Raw genomic sequence first — 25,345 nt, 5'->3', positions numbered from 1 at the left:
CGATGCCTATATTTAAAAAAATTGTTATTCCCAAAAATAATTCTGTTCGTATGATTTTAGATGGCGTTACTGATGGATTTGAAGCCTTTGCGCTTGCTAAATTAAGTTCAGAAATTGCACAAGGTAAACCGCTCATCTATGTTGTCCGTGACGGAACAAAAATTGCGCATTTACAACAAGTTTTAAATTTTATTGAACCCAATTTACCCGTACTTCAATTTCCTGCATGGGATTGTTTGCCTTATGATCGCGTATCACCAGGAATTGCTGTTATGGCACGTCGACTATCAACATTGGCACACATAGCAAATTTACGGAAAGATCCATATTCTGCAATTATATTAACAACAGCAAATGCAATTATGCAAAAGTTGCCTCCTCGTGAAATGATAGAAGCTCAGCTTATTCACGCACGTGTTGGCCAGCGCAATAACATGGGAAATCTTATTCAATTTCTAGAAACCAATGGTTTTGAACGCGTTACGGTTGTCCGTGATATTGGTGAGTTTGCTGTAAGAGGAGGAATACTTGATATCTTTTCTCCGATGGATGTTGAACCTTTACGCCTTGATTTTTTTGGAGATAACCTAGAAAGTATCCGCGTATTTGATCCAGAAAGTCAAAGGACAACAGGCCAAAAAACTGAACTTTTATTACAGGCAATGAGTGAGGTTGCTCTTACACCAGAACGTATCAGTCGTTTTAAAAGCAATTATACCCGTACATTTGGTGTATCACAAAAAAATAACATGCTTTATGAAGCAATTTCTCAAGGTCGGCGTTTTGCCGGTATGGAACATTGGCTTCCATTTTTTTATGAAAACCTTGATAGCTTTTTTGATCATTGTGGCAATTTACCGATAGTTTTTGAGCATCTCATAGAAGAAGTTTTCATTGAGCGCTATCGTCTTATTGAAGACTATTATAATGCGCGCAAAGAGCGCGAAAGTGATGAAAAAAATTCTACTTCTTATCATCCAATAGATCCTAGTCTTTTTTATTTAACGCCAGAGCGTGTTTTGGAAGGTGTGCAACAATCTTCACAGCGTATTGATTTTTCTCCTTTTAATGTTCCACAAAGTTTGGAACAAACTGTTATTCACACAAAAGTTAAACAAGGATATGATTTTGTAAAAGAGCGTAATGCGCAGGAAAAAAATGTTTTTTCAAGTGTTATTGATCATATCGCATCTTTACGCGCTGCTGGTAAAAAAGTGCTTTTAGCGTGTTGGAGTGAAGGATCTCTCAATCGTTTGTTACAAGTTCTCGATGAGCATGGATTGAAAAAAATAGATGTTGCAAAATCTTTGCAAACAGTCAAAGCAACACCTCGAGATCGCATATTAGCAGCTGTTATCATGATAGAACATGGTTTTGTGGCTGAAGATTTGGCTATTATAGCAGAGCAAGATATCCTTGGCGATCGTTTTATAAGATCGCCAAAGCGGCGTAAGAATAATACAAATTTTATTTCTGAAATTTCTGCTTTAAATTCTGGTGATATTATTGTGCATATCGACCACGGTATTGGCCAATTTGTTGGTCTTAAAACCATCAGAACCACTGGAATTTTACGAGACTGCCTTGAAATTAGATATGCTGGAGGTGATTTACTCTTTTTACCTGTTGAAAATATTGAGCTTCTCTCACGTTATGGCTCAGAAGGAACAGAGGTAACTTTAGATAAATTAGGAGGTGTTGCTTGGCAAGCACGTAAAGCTCGGCTAAAAAAACATTTATTGGAAATGGCAGGGCAATTAATCCGTATAGCTGCAGAGCGTATGACTCGTGCTGCGCCTGCTTTACTTCCACCAATTGGACCATTTGATGAGTTTGTTGCTTGCTTTCCCTATGAAGAAACGGAAGATCAAATGAATGCAATTGATGCTGTTTTGGACGATCTAGCCTCAGGCAAGCCGATGGATCGCTTGATATGCGGTGATGTTGGTTTTGGAAAAACTGAAGTAGCCATTCGAAGTGCTTTTGTTGCAGCATTAAATGGATATCAGGTTGCTGTTGTTGTACCGACAACTTTGCTTTCACGTCAACATTACAAAACATTTATTTCGCGTTTTCAAGGATTACCGGTTAAAATTGGACATGCTTCGAGGCTTGTAAAAGCGAAAGAACTTGCACGAGTAAAAAAAGGTGTTTCAGATGGTACAATCGATATTGTCATTGGAACCCATGCATTATTAAGTGATGCAGTTAATTTTTTACGGTTAGGTCTTCTTATCATTGATGAGGAACAGCATTTTGGTGTCAAACACAAAGAGCGTTTAAAAGAGCTTAAAAGTGATATTCATGTTCTCACACTGTCAGCAACTCCCATACCACGCACTTTAGGGTTAGCTTTATCGGGTGTACGTGAACTTTCATTGATAACAACCCCCCCCATTGATAGAATGGCGGTTCGTACTTTTATTTCACCCTTTGATGCACTTGTTATACGAGAGACCCTGCTTCGAGAATATTATCGTGGTGGACAAAGTTTCTATGTTTGTCCTCGTATTTCTGATCTGGCTTTTGTAGAAGAATATCTCAAAACACATGTGCCAGAACTGAAATTCGTTGTGGCTCATGGACAAATGCCGGCTGGACAACTTGATGATATCATGAATGCATTTTATGATGGACAATATGATGTGCTGCTCTCAACAACCATTATTGAATCAGGTCTTGATATTCCAACAGCCAATACCCTAATTGTGCATCGTGCTGAGATGTTTGGTCTTTCTGCCCTTTATCAGTTACGTGGTAGGGTAGGACGTTCAAAACAACGTGCGTATGCTCTCTTTACATTTCCTGCTGGTAAAGTTTTAACAATTGCTGCTGATCGCCGTCTTAAAGTGTTACAATCTCTTGACACCTTAGGGGCCGGTTTTCAATTGGCAAGCCATGACATGGATATCCGCGGTTCAGGCAATTTTTTAGGTGAAGAGCAATCGGGGCATATCAAAGAAGTTGGATTTGAACTCTATCAAAAAATGCTTGAAGAAGCTGTTGCTGAATTAAAAGATGGAGAGCTAAATGAAGATAAGCAATGGTCACCTCAAATTTCTCTTGGTACAACAGTGATGATACCAGAAAGTTTCGTGCCTGACTTATCATTACGTATGGGACTTTATCGTCGTTTAACAGAACTTGATGGTTTAGAACAAATTGATGAATTTGCAGCGGAGTTAATTGATCGCTTTGGTCCTTTGCCCCTTGAGGTTCAACATCTTCTTAAAGTCTTTCATATTAAAACATTGTGTCGAAAAGCACATGTAGAAAAATTAGATGTTGGACCAAAGGGGATTGTCATACAGTTTCGTAATAACTATTTCGCAAATAGTGTTGCTCTTGTTCAGTGGGTGGGAAAACAAGGTACAATGGCAAAAATTCGACCAGATCAAAGTATTGCTCTTATTCGTGATTGGTCCTCAGCGGATGAAAGGCTTGTTGGAGCAGCGAATATTATGACACAGCTTGTCGAAATGGCAGAATAACATTCTGTTTAAAAAATTTCTTTATTGTTTCAGAACTGTTACTCATTTTTATAAAATCATTCTGAATAAAATTTAAGTTTATAATAAAGAACCTTTTATATATTTATTTGGTTTTTATTATATACGTATTGATATAATGAAGAAAATAGATTAGACAGTTTAACTGCAATAAATAGCACTTTTAATATAATAAGCTAATAAGCTCCTGTAAATTTTTTAGAAAGAATTTAGGTAAAGATAGCATGCTTTCTTCATTACAAAAGTGTCTAACTATCGTTTTTTTGTTACTCACTTTAATATATGGCGTAAAAAACGCTTATGCTGAGTTATCTTCTGATGAACAATACCAACATTTAAAAAACAAAAGAAAGAATATTAAAGAGAGCATACAATTTATTGAAGAAAGTATATCTCATTTGGATATTTGGGAAAAAAATATTTCTAAAGCAGAATACTATGAGCGTTTACAGGAACGGAATAAGTTATATAAAAAACTGAAAACTCTGAAGGATGAATATTATAATCTTGGTTCGAAATTACAGGATCTAGCTGAAAAAAAACAAAAAATTATCTCTAGAATACATATAGCGAGAGAGTATGAAGTAGGGGAGTATGAAGAAAAGTTGATTAAAGCAAAAGATTATTTAAAAAAAACTCAAACGTTTAATGAATGGGGAATGAATGAGAAAAGTGGAGGTGATGATGAGATAATGAAAAATTATCTCATATTTATTATTGCTTGCAATACGTTAGCGGATATATTGCAAAGTGATATAGGTGCTATTTTGCGCAAAGATTTTGATTGGAAAGATAAAGATTTTAGTTGGGCTAAAGGCGCAAATAATTCAATAAGTCCTAGTTTAGTCAGGGATATTAAAGAATTATTAACAGATGGCTCTTATAGTTATGAAAAACAAATATTTGACGATATAAAAAATAGTCTTACAGAAGATAATTGGTTTGTAAAAAGTGTACCTAAGCTTTGTAATACCATTAAAGAAGTACATAATATAATGCTTCCAAACAAGAAAAAGAATATTATAGATCGTATACGTTTTCATGTTGAAGAATTATTCAATTAAAAATTTACTCATATAAATACAGAGAAATTAAGATTATATACTAAATAATAGTTAAAATATATTTTAATTTTTTGTTTTTAATTATTATTTATAATAAAGTAATTTTATGCACATAAGATATTATCTATTGTTCTTATCATATAAGATTTAATATATATATTAAATAATAAAATCATATATCTTTTTTATGTTTTCTTTTTATGCATAATTTTTTGTGCTTGTAGTTTTTTATTTTTATCTGTTTAATTATTTTAATGACGATACATCTCATATCATAAATCTTGTTTCATTAATATGATAAGAGAGATATTTTATAGCTCTAAGTTGTGTTATATAGAGAAACAAAATGATATTTTAATTCATTTTTTTCTTAAAACTTAAATCATTAACGATTTATATCTTTGATATTATGAAAGATGAAAAGAATTTATCATTTTAGTAGATTCTTTTATTTAAGAAATAACTTAAAAGAAATTGATAAAAGCTATATTTTTTATTCACGTTATAAAACTGAGAGATGATATTTGTACAGAAGTGCAATAATAGATGTTTAATATATGAGCATAAATTTATTATGGCTTTAGGCACGTGAGATGATTCATAGGGAGGGTTTCCTTTGTTCAGTAGTTTATCTATAAAACTAACTCCGCTTGTGATGTACAAGTGGATAAATTTTATTGATTCAACATAAGAGAGGTTTGCGCTATTAGGATCTTTCATACAATATAGAAATAGAAAAAAGATAAATTATTATTATAAATTAATATGTTATTATATTTTAAGAAAGTTTTTTATAAATAAAATATTTTCAGCAGTTATAGATTTTCTCTCTAAGAAAATGTGTTGTTTAATTAAGAAAAAAGCACTTCTTTAGTAGCGTATTTTTAAACTAAACTGTTTAGTTAAACGCTATGGAATATAAAATTTTTATTACAAAAGCGTATCACTATTATTTTGTAAACAAGGGCAGAAAATTGTTCATTAGCAAAAAGCTCTCTTACAATTATGCAGAAATTTTAGACAATCAGTGGTTTTAATTCATTAAATGTTTCAATAATATCGTAGATGATTTTGTTTTTGTGTATCACACAAGGAAAACAGTAAAATTTATCTGATATTTTAGAGCTTCATGCATTGCAACACCTGTTGCAAAGGTTCTATAAGCTTAACATGAAGAGTAATAAATGTAAAAATTTTAATTAGTAAGTTTTTTAGAGTAGTATCAGAGTTTATTTTAATTAATATTGCAATATTGATTCGTTTGTGTAATCTTAGTTTAAATGCACAGAGGTGTTTTATGGATAGATTGCATCAAATACCAATGTGATGAAGAGGGGAAATGATATGAGTGTATAAAAATTAGAATGGCTCGTCGTATTTTTTCTCTAAATTTGACTTTTTTTTTTATATTGAAGTAAAAATAGTAAAATTAATTGTTATTTCATTATAATTTAATAAATTAAGTTGGAATTATATTTAATATTTTTTTTAAGTTACTTAAGAGCGCGTTGAAAGGATTAACTTAATCATGTCGCATAAAAATGTTTATTCTGCTGTTTCAGTATTAGTTGGAGCCGCTGCCCTTTTTCTTATAGCTGGTATTTCTGCAAATGCGCAAACTTTATCACAAGGTTGGTACAAAGTTTGCAGTAAGCAGCATGATGTTGATATTTGTAATACAATGAATACTGTATTATCGAATACGGGACAACCTTTAACGGCTTTTAATCTTGTTGAAATAAAAGGGAAGCAAAATGAGAAACGTATAGGTATTCAAGTGCCTACAGGTCGTTTTTTGCCAGAAGGTGTTCACATTAAAATTGGTGACGAGTTCTCTAAAAAAATTCCTTATATTATTTGTAATGGACCAAGTTGTATTGCTAATGATGTCTTAGATGATAAGCTTATAGCAGCTATGAAAAGTGGTACAAAAATGGTTGTAACCACAGTTAATTTCCGTGGTTCAGCTAATCCTATTGAATTTTCTCTTAATGGGTTTACAGCAGCCTATACCGGTCCTGGTATGGAGGAAAAAGATTTCCAACAAGAACAAATAAAGCTGCAGCAAGCTATTCAATCAAAGCAAAAAGAAATTGAAGAGCGTATGCGGGCTGAGCAAGAAAAAGCGAAACAAAAGTAATAAAACCACACCATAAAAGTTGGTCAAAACGTTTTCTATAATTGTTTATTTGAACCGCCACAGTTTTCTGTGGCGGTTTTTTTTAATCCTTAATTTTTCGAAAGAATTCTGCGTTTCCACCAACCAATACGTTCAGTTTTGGAAGAATCATTAGGCGTTGATGAAATAACAACGGGTTGATTAATTGTTTCTTCAATTTGGGAAGGAGAGGTTTCGATAACTTTCTCCATCTCGATTACAGTTTCTTGCTCTAATATTTTTTGTATTTGCGTTGTCTCTTTAGAAGATGATTTTTTACGTGTTCCACGTGTTGATTTTTTACTCTTTTCAAGAGCTTTATCTTCTACCTCATGAATAGCTTTGTCTGCTTTTTTTGTTTTAGTTTTACGCACCGGACTGGTTGTAGGTTTTTTTTCAAGAGCTTTTTGTTCTGCAATATTTTGATCATTCTCTAAAGAAAGTTGATTTTCTACTACTTTTGAAGAACGTGTTTTACGTTTTTTAGGTTTAATACTTGTATCATTTTTTTCAGATTCACTCTGTTGTTGTATATCTAGAGTTTGTGTATTATTTTTTGTTTCTTCAAGTTCAAAAGATTTAGCAGGTGAAACACGACGTTTGCGATGCGCTGCTTTAATTTCTGCTAAAGCTTGCTTAGCAAAATCTCCCACTGGTTCTGCATAAGGAACGCGAATCTGATGAAAACTATTATCTTGATTGCGTCGACCACCACGACGTCCTCGACGACGTCCTCGACGATAAGAATCATCATTCAAGGTATCTTCTTTTTTATGAACGTTGGAGAGAGAATGATCAGTAATTTCACCGTGACGATTTTTGCGCCGACGCTTTTGATTTGTTTCAATGGGAGAAGGATTTTCAATAGATTCACTCTTTATGAAAACAGAATCTTCAATTTCTTGCTTATTGTCATCTTCCAATGAAGATTGAGAAATTCTCTCTGCTATTGAGCCTTTAGAAATAACAAGATGTTGTGTTCCAATACTATCATCTGCTTCAATACTAATATTAAGTTTAAAGCGAGCTTCTAAATTAACAAGAATATTGCGTTTATGATTTAATACATAAAGCGCTGTTGCTACGGGGGTGCGCACGATAATATTATGTTGCGAATTATGAAGAAGATATTCTTCAATTGAGCGCATGACATGTAACGCAATTGATGATTCAGAACGTATATTTCCTGTTCCTGCGCAATGTGGGCAGGGCTGTGTCGTACTTTCTAAAACCGATATGCGAATACGTTGACGACTCATTTCTAAAAGGCCGAAGTGTGAAATATGACCTACTTGAATACGAGCACGATCGTTTTTTAAACAATCTTTTAATTTTTTTTCGACCAGCTTCACATTGCGTTCTTCAAGCATATCAATAAAATCAATCACAATTAAACCAGCAAGGTCACGCAAGCGTAATTGACGCGCTACTTCTTCAGCAGCTTCAAGGTTAGTTTGTAAGGCTGTCTTTTCGACAGAGAATTCTTTCGTAGAGCGGCCAGAATTTACGTCAATAGCAACAAGTGCTTCTGTTTGATTAATAACAAGATAACCACCAGATTTTAAAGAAACCTGTGGTTGCAACATTTTATCAAGTTGAATTTCAATATTATTTCTTGCAAAAATGGGCGTAGGATCACGGTAAGGTTGCACAACTTTTGCATGACTTGGCATGAGCATACGCATAAAGTCTTTCGCTTCACGATAGCCTTGGTCTCCAGAGACAAGAATTTCACTAATGTTCTTATTATAAAGATCTCGTATAGAACGCTTGATGAGATTGCTTTCTTCATGGACAAGGTATGGTGCCGTTGACTCGAGTGTCAAAGTGCGAATAGTATCCCATAACCGCATAAGATATTCATAATCACGTTTAATTTCAGCTTTTGTTCTATTGGCACCAGCGGTTCGTAAGATAACGCCCATACCTTTTGGAACGGCTAATTCTTTTACGATTTCTTTAAGACGCTTACGGTCTTGTACGTTCGTAATTTTTCGTGAAATACCACCACCACGTGCTGTGTTGGGCATTAGAACAGAGTAACGACCAGCTAGAGATAGATATGTTGTAAGGGCAGCACCTTTATTACCACGCTCTTCTTTGATAACTTGTACCAACAAAATTTGACGTCGTTTAATGACTTCTTGAATTTTATACTGGCGCCCTTGTTTTCTTTGATAAATCGGGAGCTCTTCACGGATGTCCTCAGCACCGACCATTTCAATCTCATCATAAGAGATATTGGCATTTAATGCTTCTTCTGTATTATCAATTATTATCGCTTCAGATGTGATATCATTTTCAATATCGGCTGCTATAACATTGTTTTTTTCACTTTTTTTTGTTCTTCTGGAGCGTTTTTTATTTTTAGTTGCTTCTTCCGTAAAGGTATCTACAGAATTTTCTCCTACAGCTTCTTTTTCTTCTTCTTCAAGAAGAGCAAGGCGATCAGCAATAGGAATTTGATAATAATCAGGATGAATTTCAGAAAATGTTAAAAAACCATGTCGGTTTCCACCATATTCAACAAAAGCCGCTTGGAGAGACGGTTCTACACGCGTAATACGTGCGAGATAAATATTCCCCTTGAGCTGTTTTCTATGTTCTGATTCAAAATCAAGTTCTTCAATTTTGTTGCCGTGAACAACAACAACACGTGTTTCCTCCGGATGGGAGGCATCTATAAGCATTTTGTTTGACATAAGTTAATATCCTGAAGGCGACATGCACAATTTTATTCAAACGAATGCCATAACTATTCGTAAACATAAAAGGCTGTCTGCCATAAAAGGGAGGTACCAGAAAAACAGGACGAAACACCACGTGCAAAGGCATGACTGCATTTACACCATTTCTCATCATTATTTCCATCTGTTTTTTATGACTCATATTTTCTTAAAAGTCTCCGGTAAAATAATCTTTAAAACAGTTCGGATATCCGAACCAACGAATCTTAAGTAATGCAATCCTAATGTTACAACATAGAAATTTTTCATCCATAAAAAAGTCTCAACGCATAATAGACAAAAAACCTCTAAAGACAACTTAATATGAGTTACAGATAATTTAGATGACTATTATCAGCTAGGAAGCATAAATATTCTTTTATGTTGATATCATGCGTTTGGCAAGTAACAATGTAAATCATGTATAATTATAATATCTTTATGCCCTTAATTTCGTTTTGAGGTGTTTATTTAGCTTTTATTGAAAAATAGATAATAAATTGGTGTATCGTTTTATGTAACCAAGATAAATTATTACAAAGGTAATGTAGAGTATTTTGCTTATGATAAGAGTTTTTTTTACCAAAAAGCTGAAAACAGCTTATGGGGATGTTATTGTGCTCGTCACATACTTTTTATTATCTTTTTTGCTACTCCAAACTAGTGTTCAAGCCGCAGATCCTCTGAGACTTATTAATTTTCGAACCATTGGTGATAGTATTCATACGCGTATTATTGCGGTTTTTAATTCAAAACCAAATGTTCGTTTACAGATTTTTGACAGGCCCGCACGTTTGGTTATCAATTTACCTACAATTGACTTTTCGATGCAAAATACGCCTTTAAAGAAACGGAATACATTATCCGTTATGCTTTCAGATGTGCGTTATGCTTTCTCTGACATACAGACTTCACGCATTATTTTGACAAGTAAAACGGCTTTTGTGGTTGAAAAAAATGTCGTAAAAAAATTAAATAATGGTTTATGGCAGTTGCTGATTGATATTCGTAAAAGTACACAAGAAAAATTTGATGAGATATTAAAAAAACAGCAAAGAAGCAATTTTGATACAAAAACACAGTTAATGCCAGCATATAATTTCCGTGTTGTTCTTGATCCTGGTCATGGTGGTATTGATGGCGGTGCACGGGGTGTTACTGGAATTTTAGAAAAAGATGTGACTTTAGACTTTGCGCGTGCATTGCGAGACGAATTACAAAAGGATTCTCATATTACCGTTGCTTTAACACGAGATTCCAATATTTTTTTAAGACTAAGTGAAAGAGTTAAAAAAGCGCAAGAGTTTGATGCTGATCTTTTTATATCTATTCACGCAGATACGATTGATCTACATTCTCTTCGCGGTGCCACAGTGTATACCATATCAGATAAAGCCTCTGATGCCATTGCAAAATCTTTAGCTGAAAATGAAAATAAAGTTGATTTGCTTGATGGTTTGCCTGCAGATGAAACGCTCGAAGTTACAGATATTTTGATGGATCTTACACGACGTGAAACACATACATTTTCGGTTAATTTTGCAAATAGTGTTATTTCAAGTTTATCAAAGAATCATATTAACTTGATTAATAACCCACATCGGTATGCTAATTTTCAAGTTTTAAGAGCTTCAGATATACCCTCAGTCTTGATAGAGATAGGTTATTTATCCAATAAAGAGGATGAAAAGTTATTAAATGATCCTCATTGGAGAAAACAAATGGCAGCCTCTATTGCTCATTCTATTCGTCAATTTGCTGATTATAGGCAGAAAATGATACAGCCTCTTTAAATTTATGAGAAAATAGAGTATCAATATGGGCTTCTAGTGTACCCTAGTATAAATAAAAGATAGAAAACAATTTCTCTTGATCTCAATCTTGTGGTGATATCCACTTGGTGTGTTTGAAGTAACGTATTTTTTCTTTAATTAATTCTTAAGAAAGCGATAGCCGTTTTTATGATGATTTTTTTAAGATATCTTCTTCGTTTTTTTATTGCTATTGGACTTTATGGTGCAATAACGTGGGGTGTTATGACCAGTGGTCAAGCAAATGCACTCCCTGATTATGAAGTTCTTTCACTTTATGAGCCGCCGGTAATGACCCGTGTCCATGCTTCTGATGGCCGTCTTATGGCAGAGTTTGCAACAAAACATCGCCTCTATTTACCGATTCAATCAATACCAAAGCTTGTTATAAATGCTTTCATTTCGGCTGAAGACAAAAACTTTTATCATCATTTTGGTTTAGATCCTGAAGGACTTTCTCGAGCTTTGATCAATAATATTCGTAATATTGGTTCTGGAAGACGTCCAGAGGGTGCATCAACTATAACGCAACAAGTCGCTAAAAACTTCCTTTTAAGTTCAGAAACAACGTTAGAACGTAAATTTAAGGAAGCTATTTTAGCAATGCGTATTGAGAAAACTTATTCAAAAGATCATATTCTCGAACTTTATCTCAATGAAATTTATCTGGGTCGTGGCACTTATGGTATAGCAGCTGCTTCTTTGACTTATTTCAATAAATCCGTCAATGACCTGACGCTAGAACAATGTGCTTATTTGGCTGCTCTTCCAAAAGGACCAGCAAATTATGATCCATTTAAGAATACACAACGTGCTATTGATCGGCGTAATTGGGTTATAGACCGGATGATTGCAAATGGATATGTAACGCGTGAACAAGGTGAAAAAGCGAAAGCTAAACCTTTAGGAGCGACAATCCGTGGGAGTGATAGCTATGTTTTTGCAGCTGATTATTTTACTGAAGAAGTACGGCGTCGTTTAATACATCGCTATGGGGCTAAAACACTTTATGAAGGTGGGCTTTCCATTCGTACAACGCTTGATCCGCATTTACAACTTATTGCGCGACGTGCTTTGCACGATGGATTAATTAGATTTGATCATGCGCAAGGATGGCGTGGAGCTTATGCGCATATTGATGAGAAAGGTGATTGGGGGGCAGAACTTGCAGATATCATAGGGCTAAGTGATGTTCCTGAATGGCGTTTAGCTGTTGTTCTTTCTACTAATCCCAACAAAGTAGAGATTGGTTTACAGCCACAGCGCGAAGCTTCAGGTATATTATCAAAAAAACGGGAAATTGCTGTTTTATCTGAAGCTAATTCAAAATGGGCACTCCATGTTGTAAAAGAAAATGGTTATCGAAAAACTGTTCAGAATTTATCTCATGTTCTGCAAGTTGGGGATGTCATTTTTGTTGAAAAACTATCCAATACAAACAACACTTATCGTTTACAACAAATTCCAAAGGTTGAAGGTGCAATTGTTGCTATGGAACCTCATACAGGGCGCGTTCTTGCTATGGTGGGAGGATTTTCTTTTGCCGCATCTGAATTCAATCGTGCAACCCAAGCTTACCGCCAACCGGGGTCTGCTTTTAAGCCTTTTGTTTATGCAGCAGCTCTTGATAACGGATATACACCAGCATCCGTTGTTTTAGATGGCCCCATTGAAGTTCGTCAATATAATGGTGAAGTTTGGCAACCCAAAAATTATGGGGGTACCTTTGCAGGACCTTCAACGTTGCGTTATGGTATTGAGCGTTCTCGTAATCTTATGACAATACGGCTTGCCAATGATATGGGAATGCCTCTTGTCGCTGAATATGCAGAACGCTTTGGGATCGTAGATAAATTGCAGCCTTATCTTCCCATGGCTTTAGGGGCTGGCGAAACAACAGTATTACGAATGGTTACAGCTTATTCCGTTATTGCCAATGGCGGACGCTCTATTAAACCTTCTCTGATAGACAGAATTCAAGATCGTTATGGGAAGACAATTTATCGTCATGATGATCGTATTTGCGAAAATTGTAATACGAATTCATGGAATAATCAAAGTGAACCCACATTGATTGATGAGCGAGATCAAGTTCTTGACCCTATGACGGCTTATCAAATTACATCGATGATGGAAGGGGTTGTTCAGCGTGGTACTGCGGCACGTTTACGTTATCTTAATCGACATATTGCCGCTAAAACAGGAACAACCAATGACTCTAAGGATGTCTGGTTTATGGGATTTACTCCTGACATTGTCGTCGGTATTTTTGTCGGTTATGATCAACCAGCTCCGTTAGGATATAATGGAACAGGAAGTTCATTAGCTGCACCTATTTTTGGTGATTTTATGGCAGATGCTCTTAAAGGGAAGCCAGATGTTCCCTTTAAGATGCCAAAAGGTATGATTTTAATGCCAATTAATCGGAAAACAGGAATGCTTGCCGAAAGAGGAGATCAAGATGTCATTATAGAAGCATTTAAACCAGGGACTGGGCCTGCTGATATATATCAAGTTATTGGGAGTACAAATTCTTTTCAAGAAGGTGTTCCTGCAGTAACGACTTCTCCACAAGTCAACAAAGCACTTGAAAGTGGGACAGGTGGGCTGTATTAATCGACAAAATCTCCTTTTGCCATGAGTCATGGTTTTTATCTCTTTTTTACAATGTCGGTTCTATAAATAGAGTGATAGAATTGTACCATTTTCTGATAGCAGCTATTAAATTTGTATAAAATGCTAAGAGACACAACCAAAAAGAGTTTTTAAAAATACGGTGTTAAATTATGCGAGCAGAAATAGAAACATTAGTTGATGAAATCCAGAAAGCAATACAATTGCTAAGGGGGCATCTTTGACTGGGATCAATCACTAAAGCGTCTTGAATATCTTAATCAAAAAGCGGAAGATCCATCATTATGGGATGATGCACAACGAGCACAGGATATGATGCGTGAGCGTCAACGTCTCGATGATTCAATCAATGGTCTTTTATCATTTACAAAAACACTTGAAGAATGCATTGAGCTTATTGCGATGGGCGAAGAAGAAAGTGATGTGGAAATTATCGCTGATGCAGAAAGATCAATACGTAATCTTAAAAATGAGATAGATAAAAGGCAAATTGACGTACTTCTTTCAGGAGAGGCAGATCCGAATGATACCTATTTAGAAGTTCATGCTGGAGCAGGGGGAACAGAAAGCCAAGATTGGGCTTCTATGCTCTTACGTATGTATATGCGATGGGCTGAACAGCATGAAATGAAGGTTGAAATTTTAGAAGTTCATGATGGAGAAGAAGCAGGAATAAAGTCAGCGACTATTCTTGTAAAAGGGCATAATGCTTATGGAATGTTAAAAACAGAATCAGGCGTTCATCGCTTAGTGCGGATTTCTCCATTTGATTCGAATGCAAAGCGCCATACTTCTTTTGCGAGCATTTGGGTCTATCCAGTTATTGATGACAATATTGAAGTTGATGTTTCAGAGGCAGATGTGCGTATTGATACATATCGTGCATCTGGAGCAGGAGGACAACATGTTAACACAACAGATTCTGCTGTTCGCATCACACATATAAAAACGGGTATTGTTGTTCAATGTCAAACAGAGCGTTCTCAACATAAAAATCGCGCTACGGCTTGGTCGATGTTGCGTGCACGGCTTTATGAAGAAGAGCTTAAAAAAAGAGAAGAAGAAACCAATGCTGCTGAATCTTCTAAAACAGAAATCGGATGGGGACATCAAATTAGATCTTATGTTCTTCAACCCTATCAGCTTGTCAAAGATTTGCGTACAGGAATTGAAAATACGGATCCACAATCCGTACTTAATGGTAATTTAGATGCATTTATAGAGGCAGCACTCGCACGGCGCATTTATGGACAAGACAAAAAAATTGAGGATATTCGTTAATTATATATCCTTCCTTCAAGCCATATAGATTTTTTCTTAAGCTGTTCGTTTTATGGATGCTGTGATGTTATATAGCCTTTGATACTTTAAAGGTTTAAAGGGGGATTTTCTTGTTCCTTTCTTCAATTTTTTCTCACACGCTAATTCTGCTTATGATATTGCAAGTGATAGGAAGAATCTGAAATCAGAAAATTTTGCGATATTCGGGGGACTAATATAAATGTAAAACAATTCATTATCCTTATAAATCAATATATTGTAAAAATCGAATCCGTTGAAAAACTAAAATCAATTAGGGAGAATAACTTTTGCTTTTGAAGGTAAATCAAACACTCAATTTACAAGTTACCATTATGATATAAAAGTGTTGCAGTAGCTAAAACATTTTCAGCATGCCCAGATACGCTTACTTTGCGCCATTCTTCTGCTATTATTCCATTTGCATCAATTAAAAAAGTGCTCCGTTCAACTCCCATATATTTGCGTCCATACATGCTTTTCTCAACCCAAACACCATAAGCTTCGAGGGTCGTTTTTTCTTCATCAGAAACCAAGATGACATCAAGTTCATGTTTTATTTTAAATTTATCATGTTTTTTTACATTATCTGGAGAGATTCCAATAACAGCAACACCGATTTCATCAAATTTCATCTTTAATTTTGTGAAATCAAGTGCTTCACTTGTGCAACCACTGGTGTCATCTTTGGGATAAAAATATAAAACAACAGGCTTTCCTTTAAAGTCAGAAAGACACACTGTCTCTCCTCCATCGCGCGGCAAAGTAAAATCAGGAGCAAGAGCACCTTTCATTGGTCTTGTCATTGTTTTCATCTTTCTTTTTTGTGTAACAGGTATAAGATATCAGAGTACACAGAAGAAAAGAACTATTCAACTCTCTAGAATTTTATCGTTTTGAAGAGACTTTTATTTCCCTAACAAAATTCGCCCTATCACAACGATTGAATTGAAAGAACAAGCTCGACGTGAACAACATAAACAAAACAGCAAAAGATTATATTGGTTTCATCACAACATGTTTTTTCTTACCAAAAGAAAGTTTAATGGTTCCTTCTGCACTGACATCCCCTTCAATAATAAGATGTGTTTCATCCTTTATTATTTGATCATTTACACGGACACCTCCACCTTGAACGTGTCGGCGTGCCTCACTATTAGATCTAGCGAGTCCTGCTTGTACTAAAAGAGTGAGCAATCCAACACCTTTTTTTAATTCTGAGGCATTAATTTCAACAGTTGGAAGATTTTCTCCCAGAGTTTTTTCTTCAAACGTCTTGCGAGCCGTTTCTGCTGCTGCATCAGCAAGAACACGTCCATGCAACATTGCTGTAATTTCTGTTGCAAGAATTTTTTTTGCTTCGTTAATTTCAGTTCCTTGTAATAGAGAAAGTTTAAGAATCTCATCCATTGGCAATGGAGTATAGAGCTTTAGAAATCGTGTTACATCAGCATCTTCTGTATTGCGCCAGTATTGCCAAAATTGATAAGGTGAAAGTTTATCCGCATTTAGCCATACAGCCCCATTCAATGATTTACCCATTTTGGCACCGGAAGAGGTTGTCAGCAATGGTGATGTTAACGCATATAATTGCGGTGTTCCTAAACGATGTCCTAATTCGATTCCGTTAATAATGTTGCCCCACTGATCAGAGCCCCCCATTTGCATACGCAACCCATAACGTTTATAAAGTTCAACAAAGTCATAAGCTTGCAGAATCATATAATTAAACTCTAAGAATGACAAAGAGTGCTCACGCTCAAGTCTGAGTCTGACAGAATCAAATGACAACATACGGTTGACAGAAAAATGCTTTCCTACATCACGCAAAAATTCTAAGTAGTTTAAATTGCATAACCATTCAGCATTATTCACAATACAAGCATCGGTTTCTCGGTCACCGAATGTCAAATAGTTAGCAAATACCTTTTTAATACCATCAATATTTGTAGCAATATCATCTTGTGTCAGAAGACGTCGTGCTTCGTCTTTGAAGGAAGGATCACCAATCAATCCGGTCCCTCCGCCCATTAAAGCAATGGGGCGATGACCCGTTTTTTGTAACCAATAAAGCATCATAATCTGAAGAAGACTTCCAGCATGTAAACTCGATGCTGTTGGATCAAATCCAGTATAAGCGCTTACAGTTTCTTTTGAAAAAAGATCATCTAAGCCTTTTTCATCTGAAATTTGGTGGATAAAACCACGTTCGCTCATAATGTGTAAAAAATCAGATTTAAAGGCAAACACAGATTTAATTTCCTAATTTAAGAGTGCATTTATTGTATATAATAGGCGATTATATAACGAATTATTAATGCGTTATCTATCATAACTGACGCACACCTCACAAGAGAAAGAGACATATTGGTAATATAAAGATAATAATACAGGTATTATTATCTTTATACGCTAAAAAAGAGACTTCTTAGTAATAGAAAAAAGGTATGCTGTTATTCTCATTTCTATCCTGAAATAAAATTTAGAAAAGTTTTAAATGCAGACTAAAAAAATTACTTTGTTATGATCAGAGACAATTTTTGCTAATTTTTTTATAAATCTATCGTATTTTCCTAAGTTAGTGAAAGTATTTCAGGAGGAGGAGCGAGAAGTTCATTGGAGATATGGTTATCCAAATAGTGGGTACATCGCTCAATAAGTTTTTCATGACATCCACTGAAAAAGTGATTAGCTTCTTCCAATATTTCTTGTGTGATGATGATACCTTTTTGTGTTTTTAATTTATCGACAAGTATTTGAACATCTTTTGGAGGGGAAACTTTATCGATACCGCCATGAATGATAAGTCCAGAAGAGGGACAAGGTGCAAGAAATGAAAAGTCATAAACATTAGGCTGAGGGGCAACTGAGATAAATCCCTCAATTTCTGGTCGGCGCATTAAAAGCTGCATACCAATCCATGCTCCAAATGAGTATCCTGCTACCCAACAATTTTTAGAATCTGGATGTTGTGTTTGAACCCAATCGAGAGCAGCAGCAGCATCTGAAAGTTCTCCTATTCCATAATCAAATTCACCCTGACTACGACCAATACCACGAAAGTTAAAACGTAAAGTTGTAAAGCCACGTTGTTGGAACATATAAAAGAGGTCATAGACAATTTTATGATTCATAGTTCCACCAAATTGGGGATGAGGATGCAAAATGATCGCAATGGGTGCATTTTTTTGTTGTGAAGGTTGATAACGCCCTTCGAGCCGACCCGCGGGACCGTTAAAAATAATTTCTGGCATAAAATGCTCCTTAATGCAATAAAGGACTCTCTTTGACCCTAGTCGACTTTTACCATAGAATCTCTTAAATAATTATTAGATATTCTTTTTTTAGTGCACTTTTCAAGAAAAATGCGCTATTTTTTCAATCAATTCATAAGATTAATGATTGCGATGTAAAATGGTTATAAAACGCCGATATTTTGATCATAACGCAACAACACCGCTCAAAAAAGTGGCACGGATGGCGTTACTGGAATCTTTAGAGATATTTGGTAATCCATCATCGGTTCATAAGGAAGGGCGTGCCGCTAAAACTTTGTTGCAAAAGGCCCGTCGGCAAATCGCTGAAAATCTGAAAACAGATCCAGATCACGTGGTATTTACCTCTGGTGCGAGTGAAGCTGCAATGACTTTGTTAACACCCTTTTACAATATGGGGAAAGCAAAAGTTAAATTTTCTCACCTTTACCTTGGAGCGACTGAACATCCCTCTGTTGCAGAGGGAGGACGTTTTTCTAAAGAGTTGATAAGCGTCATTGATGTTGATCAAGATGGGCTCATACAACAAGATAAATTAACATCACTCTTAACGGTTCACGATAAAACAAAAGGTTTACCTCTTGTTGCTATTCAAGCTGCAAATAGTGAAACGGGTGTTATTCAACCGTTAACAGAAATCGCCGCTATTGTTCGGGATTTAGGAGGCACTCTTATAGTTGATTTAACACAATATGTAGATAAAAATTTTGTGGATATTCATCAGCTAGGAGGAGACTTTTTTATACTGTCTGCACATAAAGTTGGCGGTCCTAAAGGAATCGGTGCTTTTGTTTCATGTGGTAATCTTCTCATGCCACACCCTCTTATTATTGGGGGAGGACAAGAAAAAGGTCTCCGTGGAGGAACAGAAGCATTGCCCCTTATTGCTGCTTTTGGGGCAGCAATGACTGATTGCTTCACACAGGAGGAAATAAAACAGTTAATATATTTACGCAATAAATTAGAAGCTGGACTACAAAAAATAAGTAAAAATGTTGATATTTTTGGCAAAAGAGTTCAACGTTTGCCAAATACAACTTACTTTACCGTGAAAAATATAAAAGCTGAAACGATGCAAATTGCTTTTGATTTAGAAGGGTTTTCTTTATCATCCGGCTCTGCTTGTTCTTCAGGAAAAGTAAAACAAAGCAAAGTGTTGGAGGCAATGGGGTATCATGTTCCAAATGGTGCCATTCGCATTTCGCTAGGACGTGGCACAACTTCTGAAGATATTGATGATTTTCTGTCGTTTTTTTCTCAAATTATAAGCAGGAAAAAAGGGGAAGATTTATCATCAGAAAGTTATAAAAATTAGAATTATTTTAAAAATAAAATAAGTTTGATTGAAATTTTTGCGCTTTACCTATAGCCTAGGAGATAACTTGCTTACTTTAATCTTGTAAAAAACAAGACTTTAGTTACCGGTTTTTGACGCCAAAAAATGGAGAAAATTGATGCCGGCAGTACAAGAAACGATACGCCAAGTACGTGAAATAGATGTTGACCAATATAAATATGGTTTTGAAACCAATATTGAAACCGATAAAGCTCCAAAAGGCTTAAATGAGGATATTATTAAATTTATTTCCGCTAAAAAAAATGAGCCTGAATGGATGCTAACATGGCGCTTAAAAGCTTACCGCCGTTGGCTGACAATGCAAGAGCCTCATTGGGCGCGTCTTGAATATCCTAAAATTGATTTTCAGGAGCTTTATTATTATGCTGCTCCCAAAAATCATACAGGACCAAAATCTTTGGATGAAGTGGATCCTGAGTTATTAGCAACGTACGAAAAACTTGGCATTCCCCTTAAAGAACAAGAGATTTTGGCAGGAGTAAGAAAACAGTCTGATCCCTCCACTTTTGATGACAGTATGTCTGTATCGGGGCAGGTGGCTGTTGATGCAGTCTTTGATTCTGTTTCTGTTGTAACAACATTCAAAAAAGAGCTGGCACGCGCCGGTGTGATTTTTTGTTCTATTTCAGAGGCGATTATTGAACATTCTGAGCTTATTAAAGAATATTTAGGAACAGTTGTACCTATAAGTGATAATTATTATGCGGCCTTAAATGCTGCTGTCTTTACAGATGGTTCATTTGTTTATATTCCCAAAGGGGTTCGTTGTCCTATGGAGCTTTCAACTTATTTTAGGATTAATGAACGCAACACTGGCCAATTTGAACGAACATTGATTATTGCCGCTGAAGATTCCTATGTTTCTTATCTTGAAGGGTGTACAGCACCCCAACGTGATGAAAACCAACTTCATGCTGCTGTTGTTGAGCTTATTGCCCTTGAAAATGCAGAGATTAAATATTCTACAGTACAAAACTGGTATCCTGGCGATAAAGATGGCAAGGGCGGTATTTATAATTTTGTGACGAAGCGTGGAGATTGTCGAGGTGATAGCTCTAAAATTTCATGGACACAAGTTGAAACCGGTTCTGCGATTACTTGGAAATATCCATCCTGCTTACTCCGTGGTAATAATGCGCGTGGAGAATTTTATTCTATTGCTGTTGCAAACGGTTATCAACAAATTGATTCTGGTACAAAAATGATTCATTTGGGAGAGAATACATCCAGTCGCATTATTTCCAAAGGTATTTCTGCAGGTTTTTCAAATAACACTTATCGGGGACAAGTCACAGCGCATCGAAAAGCACAAAATGCGCGTAACTTTACGCAATGTGATAGTTTGTTAATCGGAAATGATTGTGGTGCGCATACAGTTCCTTATATTGAAGCAAAAAATGCAACAGCTCAGTTTGAACATGAAGCCACAACATCAAAAATTTCTGATGACCAACTTTTTTATGTTATGCAAAGAGGAATTCCGGAAGAAGAAGCTATCGCATTAATTGTAAATGGTTTTGTAAAAGAGGTCATTCAAAAACTTCCCATGGAATTTGCTGTCGAAGCACAAAAGCTTATTAGTATTAGCCTTGAAGGTAGTGTTGGATAATTTTATTTAATTAGATAAATAGAAGACTTTATGTAAAAAGGCTGTAACGGTAGCACATAATGCTAAAAATGACCTCTATGGTAATTACAAAAGTAGATGGATGCTAAGATAAAATAATACGCATTGATATCTGAAAAACAGCCAAAACAGGATTAAATTATGTTAGAGATCAAAAATTTGTACGCCCGTATTGCTGAAACCGATACAGAAATTATTCGTGGTTTAAACTTGACAGTTCAAGATGGAGAAGTTGCCGCTATCATGGGACAAAATGGAGCCGGAAAATCAACTTTATCTTATTTGCTTGCTGGTCGTGATGATTATGAAATAACAGAAGGAGATATTCTCTATAATGGACAATCACTTTTAGAAATGGATCCAGCAGAACGTGCTGCATATGGTGTTTTTCTTGCATTTCAATATCCAATGGAAATACCAGGGGTAGCAACAATGGAATTTTTAAAAGTTGCGATGAATTCTCAACGCAAAGCGCGAGGTGACGAAGAACTTAAAATTCCTGAATTTATAAAATGTGTTAAAGAAGTTTCAGCCAAACTTGAAATAGATATGGATATGCTAAAGCGTCCATTAAATGTAGGTTTTTCAGGTGGAGAAAAAAAACGCGCTGAAATTTTACAAATGGCACTTCTTGAACCTACACTATGCATTTTAGATGAAACGGATTCTGGCTTAGATATTGATGCACTAAAAATTGTTGCAGATGGTGTTAATAAACTTCGGGATTCAAAACGTTCATTTTTGGTGATTACCCATTATCAACGGCTGCTTAATTATATTATTCCTGATACGGTACATGTTCTTTATAAAGGACAAATTATCAAAAGCGGTGATAAATCCTTAGCGCTTTATTTAGAGGAAAATGGGTATGCTGATCTTATTAGGGAAGCGGTTTGAGGTTATTAAATATGAATGCACAGCAAAACTTGTTAGCGGTTGAAGAAAATATACTCAGTAATTTTAATCAGTATGTAAACCACTTACCTGGTGATAAAGCTGTACAGGAAATCCGCAAGAAAACTATTGAGCAGTTTCAAACGACACGGCTTCCTTCCCGTAAAATCGAAAGTTGGCATTATACCAATCTGCGTACCTTACTGAAGTCTATTAGCAATTTTTCAAAAGTTCAAGACAATCAATTGGTTGATGCATTGCTTTCAGAAAGTGCTGTTTTCTCCATAAACAATGGAAAAACATCGATAGAGTCAAAGGTAGACAACATTGCAGTAAAACGCCTTTCAGACGCATTAGAAGATAATTCTGTACAGATAAATCAAAACATTTCTGATGAAGATTTTATTGGACAGTTAAATACAGCATTTGTTACAGATGGTTGGCTTTTTCACATCCCTGAAAATACAAAGTTAAATATCCCCATTGAATTACAAAATATACAAATGGGGGGACAATCTCATATTTTTTCGGATATAAAAGTTGATAAAAATAGTCAAGTTATGTTTATTGAACATCAGGTTGGCAATGATAAAGATACCTTTGTCAGTTCAATATTTTCATTAAATGTTGCTGCTGATAGTGATGTTACGTGGATTCTCATTCGCAATCGTGATTTTAATTCTACACAATTTGGTCGATTTTGTGCTGTTCTTGATCAAAGAGCGAAGTTATCACTTTATGTCATTAATATAGGGAGTCAATTAAATCGCCAAGAAATCGATATTGAATTACAGGGAGAAGAATCTGATTTTCAATTACGCGTCATAAATTTATTATCAGGACAAACACATAGTGATCTTACAATGACTGTTCGTCACGTGGAAGAAAAATCAACATCAACCGAAATTATACGCAATGTGGTTACAGATAAGGCTGTTGGTGTTTTCCAAGGAATAATACGTGTTTCTCAAAAAGCGCAAAAAACAGATGCACGCATGGCTTGTAATAGCCTTATTCTTTCAGATGATGCAGAATTTAATGCAAAGCCTGAACTGGAGATTTTTGCTGATGATGTTGCATGTGGTCATGGTGCAACAGTTGCTAATATTAATCATGATTATCTTTTTTATCTTATGACACGTGGTATCCCATTTAAAACGGCGCGAGCACTTTTGATTAAAGGATTTATCTCTGAGCTCATTGATGACATCAAGCAAGATAATATTCAAATCGTTTTGGAGAATATCATTAGTAAATGGCTTGAAAAAAATGTTTAAGGTAGAAAAAATGGAAAATAACGTACAAACATTTACTTATAATGTCGAAGAAATTCGGCGTGATTTTCCTATTTTGCACCATCAAGTTTATGGAAAGCGATTAGCATATCTTGATAGTAGTGCTTCTGCCCAAAAACCAATGTCAGTACTCAATGCAATGAATAATTATTATCACTATAGTTATGCTAATGTGCATAGGGGAATGTATTTTTTAGCCAATATAGCAACACAATCCTATGAAAATTCTCGTGAAACCGTTCGTGTTTTTCTAAATGCTCAAAAAGCTGAAGAAATTGTTTTTACGAAAAATGCAACAGAAGCTATTAATACTGTTGCTTATGGTTGGGCGATGCCAAAACTCAAGGAAGGTGATGAGATTGTTCTAACGATCATGGAACATCATTCAAATATTATTCCTTGGCATTTTCTCCGTGAACAAAAAGGTGTTAAACTTATTTTTGTTCCTGTCGATGAAAATGGTGTTCTGCACATTGAAGATTTCCAAAAGGCTTTAAGCGAAAAAACGCGGCTTGTTGCTATAACGCATATGTCCAATATATTAGGAACTGTGCCTCCTGTTAAAGAGATTATTAAACTAGCACATCAAAATTCTATTCCTGTTCTTGTTGATGGTTCTCAAGGAGCAGTACATTTAACCGTTGATGTGCAAGATCTCAATTGTGATTGGTATGTCTTTACAGGTCATAAGCTTTATGGACCCACTGGTATTGGTGTTTTGTATGGTAAAGAAGATAGGTTAGAAGAAATGCGTCCTTTTCAAGGGGGAGGGGAAATGATCGAGGAGGTAACAACCGATAAGGTTTTTTATAATGCTCCTCCTTACCGTTTTGAAGCAGGCACTCCTCCTATCGTTGAAGCTATTGGATTAACTGCGGCTATTGATTATATACAAGAGAAAGGTCGTAGCACGATTCATGCCCATGAGAGATCCCTTTTAGCTTATGCGCAGGAAAAACTTAAAATGGTTGAGTCATTGCGTATTTATGGTCATTCTCCCAATAAAGGAGCTATTATATCATTTACAATTGAAGGGATTCACGCCCATGATATCGCTATGTTTATTGATAGAAAAGGGGTTGCGATACGTGCGGGAACTCATTGTGCACAGCCTTTATTACAGCGCTTTGGTCTAACATCTATTTGCCGCGCATCGTTAGCCATGTATAACACTCAAGAGGATATAGATCAATTAGTAGAAGCATTGCAAGAAACAAGGACATTTTTTAATGGCTGAATCAATTGAAGAGCGTCATTCTACAGAATCCGTTGAAACTGTAAGCGAAAATAAAAAATCTTACATATCAGCAATTCCAGCAGACGAAATTGATCGTATGACAAATGATATTATTGCTGCTCTCAAAACAGTTTATGACCCAGAGATTCCTGCTGATATTTATGAGCTAGGACTGATTTATCGTATTGATATTGAAGATGATCGTTCAGTAAAAATTGAAATGACTCTTACAGCACCGGGATGTCCTGTTGCAGGTGAAATGCCGGGGTGGGTAGAAAATGCAGTCAGTGCAGTTGAAGGGGTTTCGTATGTTGAAGTCACTATGACTTTTGATCCACCATGGACACCTGATTGTATGTCAGAAGAAGCTCAAATTGCTGTCGGATGGTACTAAAAGTATTGTTAAGAGACTCTAATTTAGCCATTCATGAATAAGCTGTTTACTTTTCACAAGCATTT

16 protein-coding genes are annotated in these 25,345 nt (G+C 35.5%); 12 read left to right on the top strand and 4 right to left on the bottom strand.

The features are described 5' to 3' along the window. The first annotated feature begins 2 nt into the window (after positions 1–2). The 3 genes from mfd to ACFINS_RS04865 all read left to right on the top strand — a co-directional run bounded on the left by mfd (position 3) and on the right by ACFINS_RS04865 (position 6,713). On the top strand, positions 3–3,491 hold the full coding sequence (mfd, locus tag ACFINS_RS04875) for a transcription-repair coupling factor (RefSeq protein WP_375650233.1): 3,489 nt from the start codon (positions 3–5) through the stop codon (positions 3,489–3,491). Between the two features lie 242 nt (positions 3,492–3,733). Further along, positions 3,734–4,573, top strand: coding sequence for a hypothetical protein (locus tag ACFINS_RS04870; protein WP_375611889.1), 840 nt, complete (start codon positions 3,734–3,736; stop codon positions 4,571–4,573). Positions 4,574–6,101: 1,528 nt separating this feature from the next. Further along, positions 6,102–6,713 carry an invasion associated locus B family protein gene (locus tag ACFINS_RS04865; RefSeq protein WP_273791265.1) on the top strand — a complete coding sequence of 204 codons (612 nt, stop codon included), beginning with the start codon at positions 6,102–6,104 and terminating at the stop codon, positions 6,711–6,713. Between the two features lie 89 nt (positions 6,714–6,802). On the opposite strand, the gene ACFINS_RS04860 is transcribed toward ACFINS_RS04865, so the two are convergent. Continuing rightward, the gene (locus ACFINS_RS04860) at positions 6,803–9,433 is read right to left on the bottom strand and encodes a ribonuclease E/G (protein WP_375705936.1); all 2,631 of its coding nucleotides are present in this window, start codon (positions 9,431–9,433) and stop codon (positions 6,803–6,805) included. Positions 9,434–10,020: 587 nt separating this feature from the next. Here ACFINS_RS04860 and ACFINS_RS04855 point away from each other — a divergent pair. From ACFINS_RS04855 to prfB, 3 genes are all read left to right on the top strand, one after another. Next, on the top strand, positions 10,021–11,250 hold the full coding sequence (locus ACFINS_RS04855) for an N-acetylmuramoyl-L-alanine amidase (protein ID WP_375628086.1): 1,230 nt from the start codon (positions 10,021–10,023) through the stop codon (positions 11,248–11,250). A 168-nt stretch (positions 11,251–11,418) separates the two neighbouring features. Then, complete coding sequence (locus ACFINS_RS04850; protein WP_375650256.1) at positions 11,419–13,884, top strand: penicillin-binding protein 1A; 2,466 nt, start codon at positions 11,419–11,421, stop codon at positions 13,882–13,884. Positions 13,885–14,054: 170 nt separating this feature from the next. Then, positions 14,055–15,183 (top strand): peptide chain release factor 2 gene (gene prfB, locus ACFINS_RS04845; protein ID WP_375650261.1). Its coding sequence is split into 2 segments (ribosomal slippage): positions 14,055–14,123 and positions 14,125–15,183, totalling 1,128 coding nucleotides; the frame shifts between segments, so codons are not numbered across the junction. A gap of 338 nt (positions 15,184–15,521) precedes the next feature. Here prfB and ACFINS_RS04840 read toward each other — a convergent pair. The 3 genes from ACFINS_RS04840 to ACFINS_RS04830 form a co-directional block, all read right to left on the bottom strand. Further along, the gene (locus ACFINS_RS04840) at positions 15,522–16,007 is read right to left on the bottom strand and encodes a peroxiredoxin (RefSeq protein ID WP_375646714.1); all 486 of its coding nucleotides are present in this window, start codon (positions 16,005–16,007) and stop codon (positions 15,522–15,524) included. A gap of 190 nt (positions 16,008–16,197) precedes the next feature. After that, entirely contained in the window at positions 16,198–17,451 is a 1,254-nt protein-coding gene (tyrS, locus tag ACFINS_RS04835) for a tyrosine--tRNA ligase (protein WP_375650266.1), read from the bottom strand. Between the two features lie 323 nt (positions 17,452–17,774). Beyond that, positions 17,775–18,455, bottom strand: a complete 681-nt coding sequence (locus ACFINS_RS04830) for an alpha/beta hydrolase (RefSeq protein ID WP_375611896.1) — start codon at positions 18,453–18,455, stop codon at positions 17,775–17,777. A 160-nt stretch (positions 18,456–18,615) separates the two neighbouring features. Between ACFINS_RS04830 and ACFINS_RS04825 the strand changes: the two genes are divergently transcribed. The 6 genes from ACFINS_RS04825 to ACFINS_RS04800 all read left to right on the top strand — a co-directional run bounded on the left by ACFINS_RS04825 (position 18,616) and on the right by ACFINS_RS04800 (position 25,280). Then, positions 18,616–19,791 (top strand): cysteine desulfurase family protein, encoded by a 1,176-nt coding sequence (locus tag ACFINS_RS04825; RefSeq protein WP_375611897.1) that lies wholly within the window; start codon positions 18,616–18,618, stop codon positions 19,789–19,791. Between the two features lie 139 nt (positions 19,792–19,930). After that, positions 19,931–21,442 carry a Fe-S cluster assembly protein SufB gene (sufB, locus tag ACFINS_RS04820; protein WP_375611898.1) on the top strand — a complete coding sequence of 504 codons (1,512 nt, stop codon included), beginning with the start codon at positions 19,931–19,933 and terminating at the stop codon, positions 21,440–21,442. Positions 21,443–21,601: 159 nt separating this feature from the next. After that, entirely contained in the window at positions 21,602–22,357 is a 756-nt protein-coding gene (gene sufC / locus ACFINS_RS04815; protein WP_375611899.1) for a Fe-S cluster assembly ATPase SufC, read from the top strand. Positions 22,358–22,368: 11 nt separating this feature from the next. Beyond that, positions 22,369–23,631: a Fe-S cluster assembly protein SufD gene (gene sufD, locus ACFINS_RS04810; protein WP_375611953.1), complete on the top strand. Its 1,263-nt coding sequence runs from the start codon at positions 22,369–22,371 to the stop codon at positions 23,629–23,631. A gap of 10 nt (positions 23,632–23,641) precedes the next feature. After that, on the top strand, positions 23,642–24,886 hold the full coding sequence (locus ACFINS_RS04805) for a cysteine desulfurase (protein WP_375628099.1): 1,245 nt from the start codon (positions 23,642–23,644) through the stop codon (positions 24,884–24,886). Further along, complete coding sequence (locus ACFINS_RS04800) at positions 24,879–25,280, top strand: SUF system Fe-S cluster assembly protein (protein ID WP_273787976.1); 402 nt, start codon at positions 24,879–24,881, stop codon at positions 25,278–25,280. Before ACFINS_RS04805 ends, ACFINS_RS04800 begins: the two co-directional genes overlap by 8 nt. Positions 25,281–25,345 lie beyond the last annotated feature (65 nt).

It is taken from the genome of Bartonella sp. AA2SXKL, assembly GCF_042197205.1.
Lineage (GTDB): Bacteria > Pseudomonadota > Alphaproteobacteria > Rhizobiales > Rhizobiaceae > Bartonella.
This window is presented reverse-complemented; position numbering and strand designations above follow the sequence as displayed.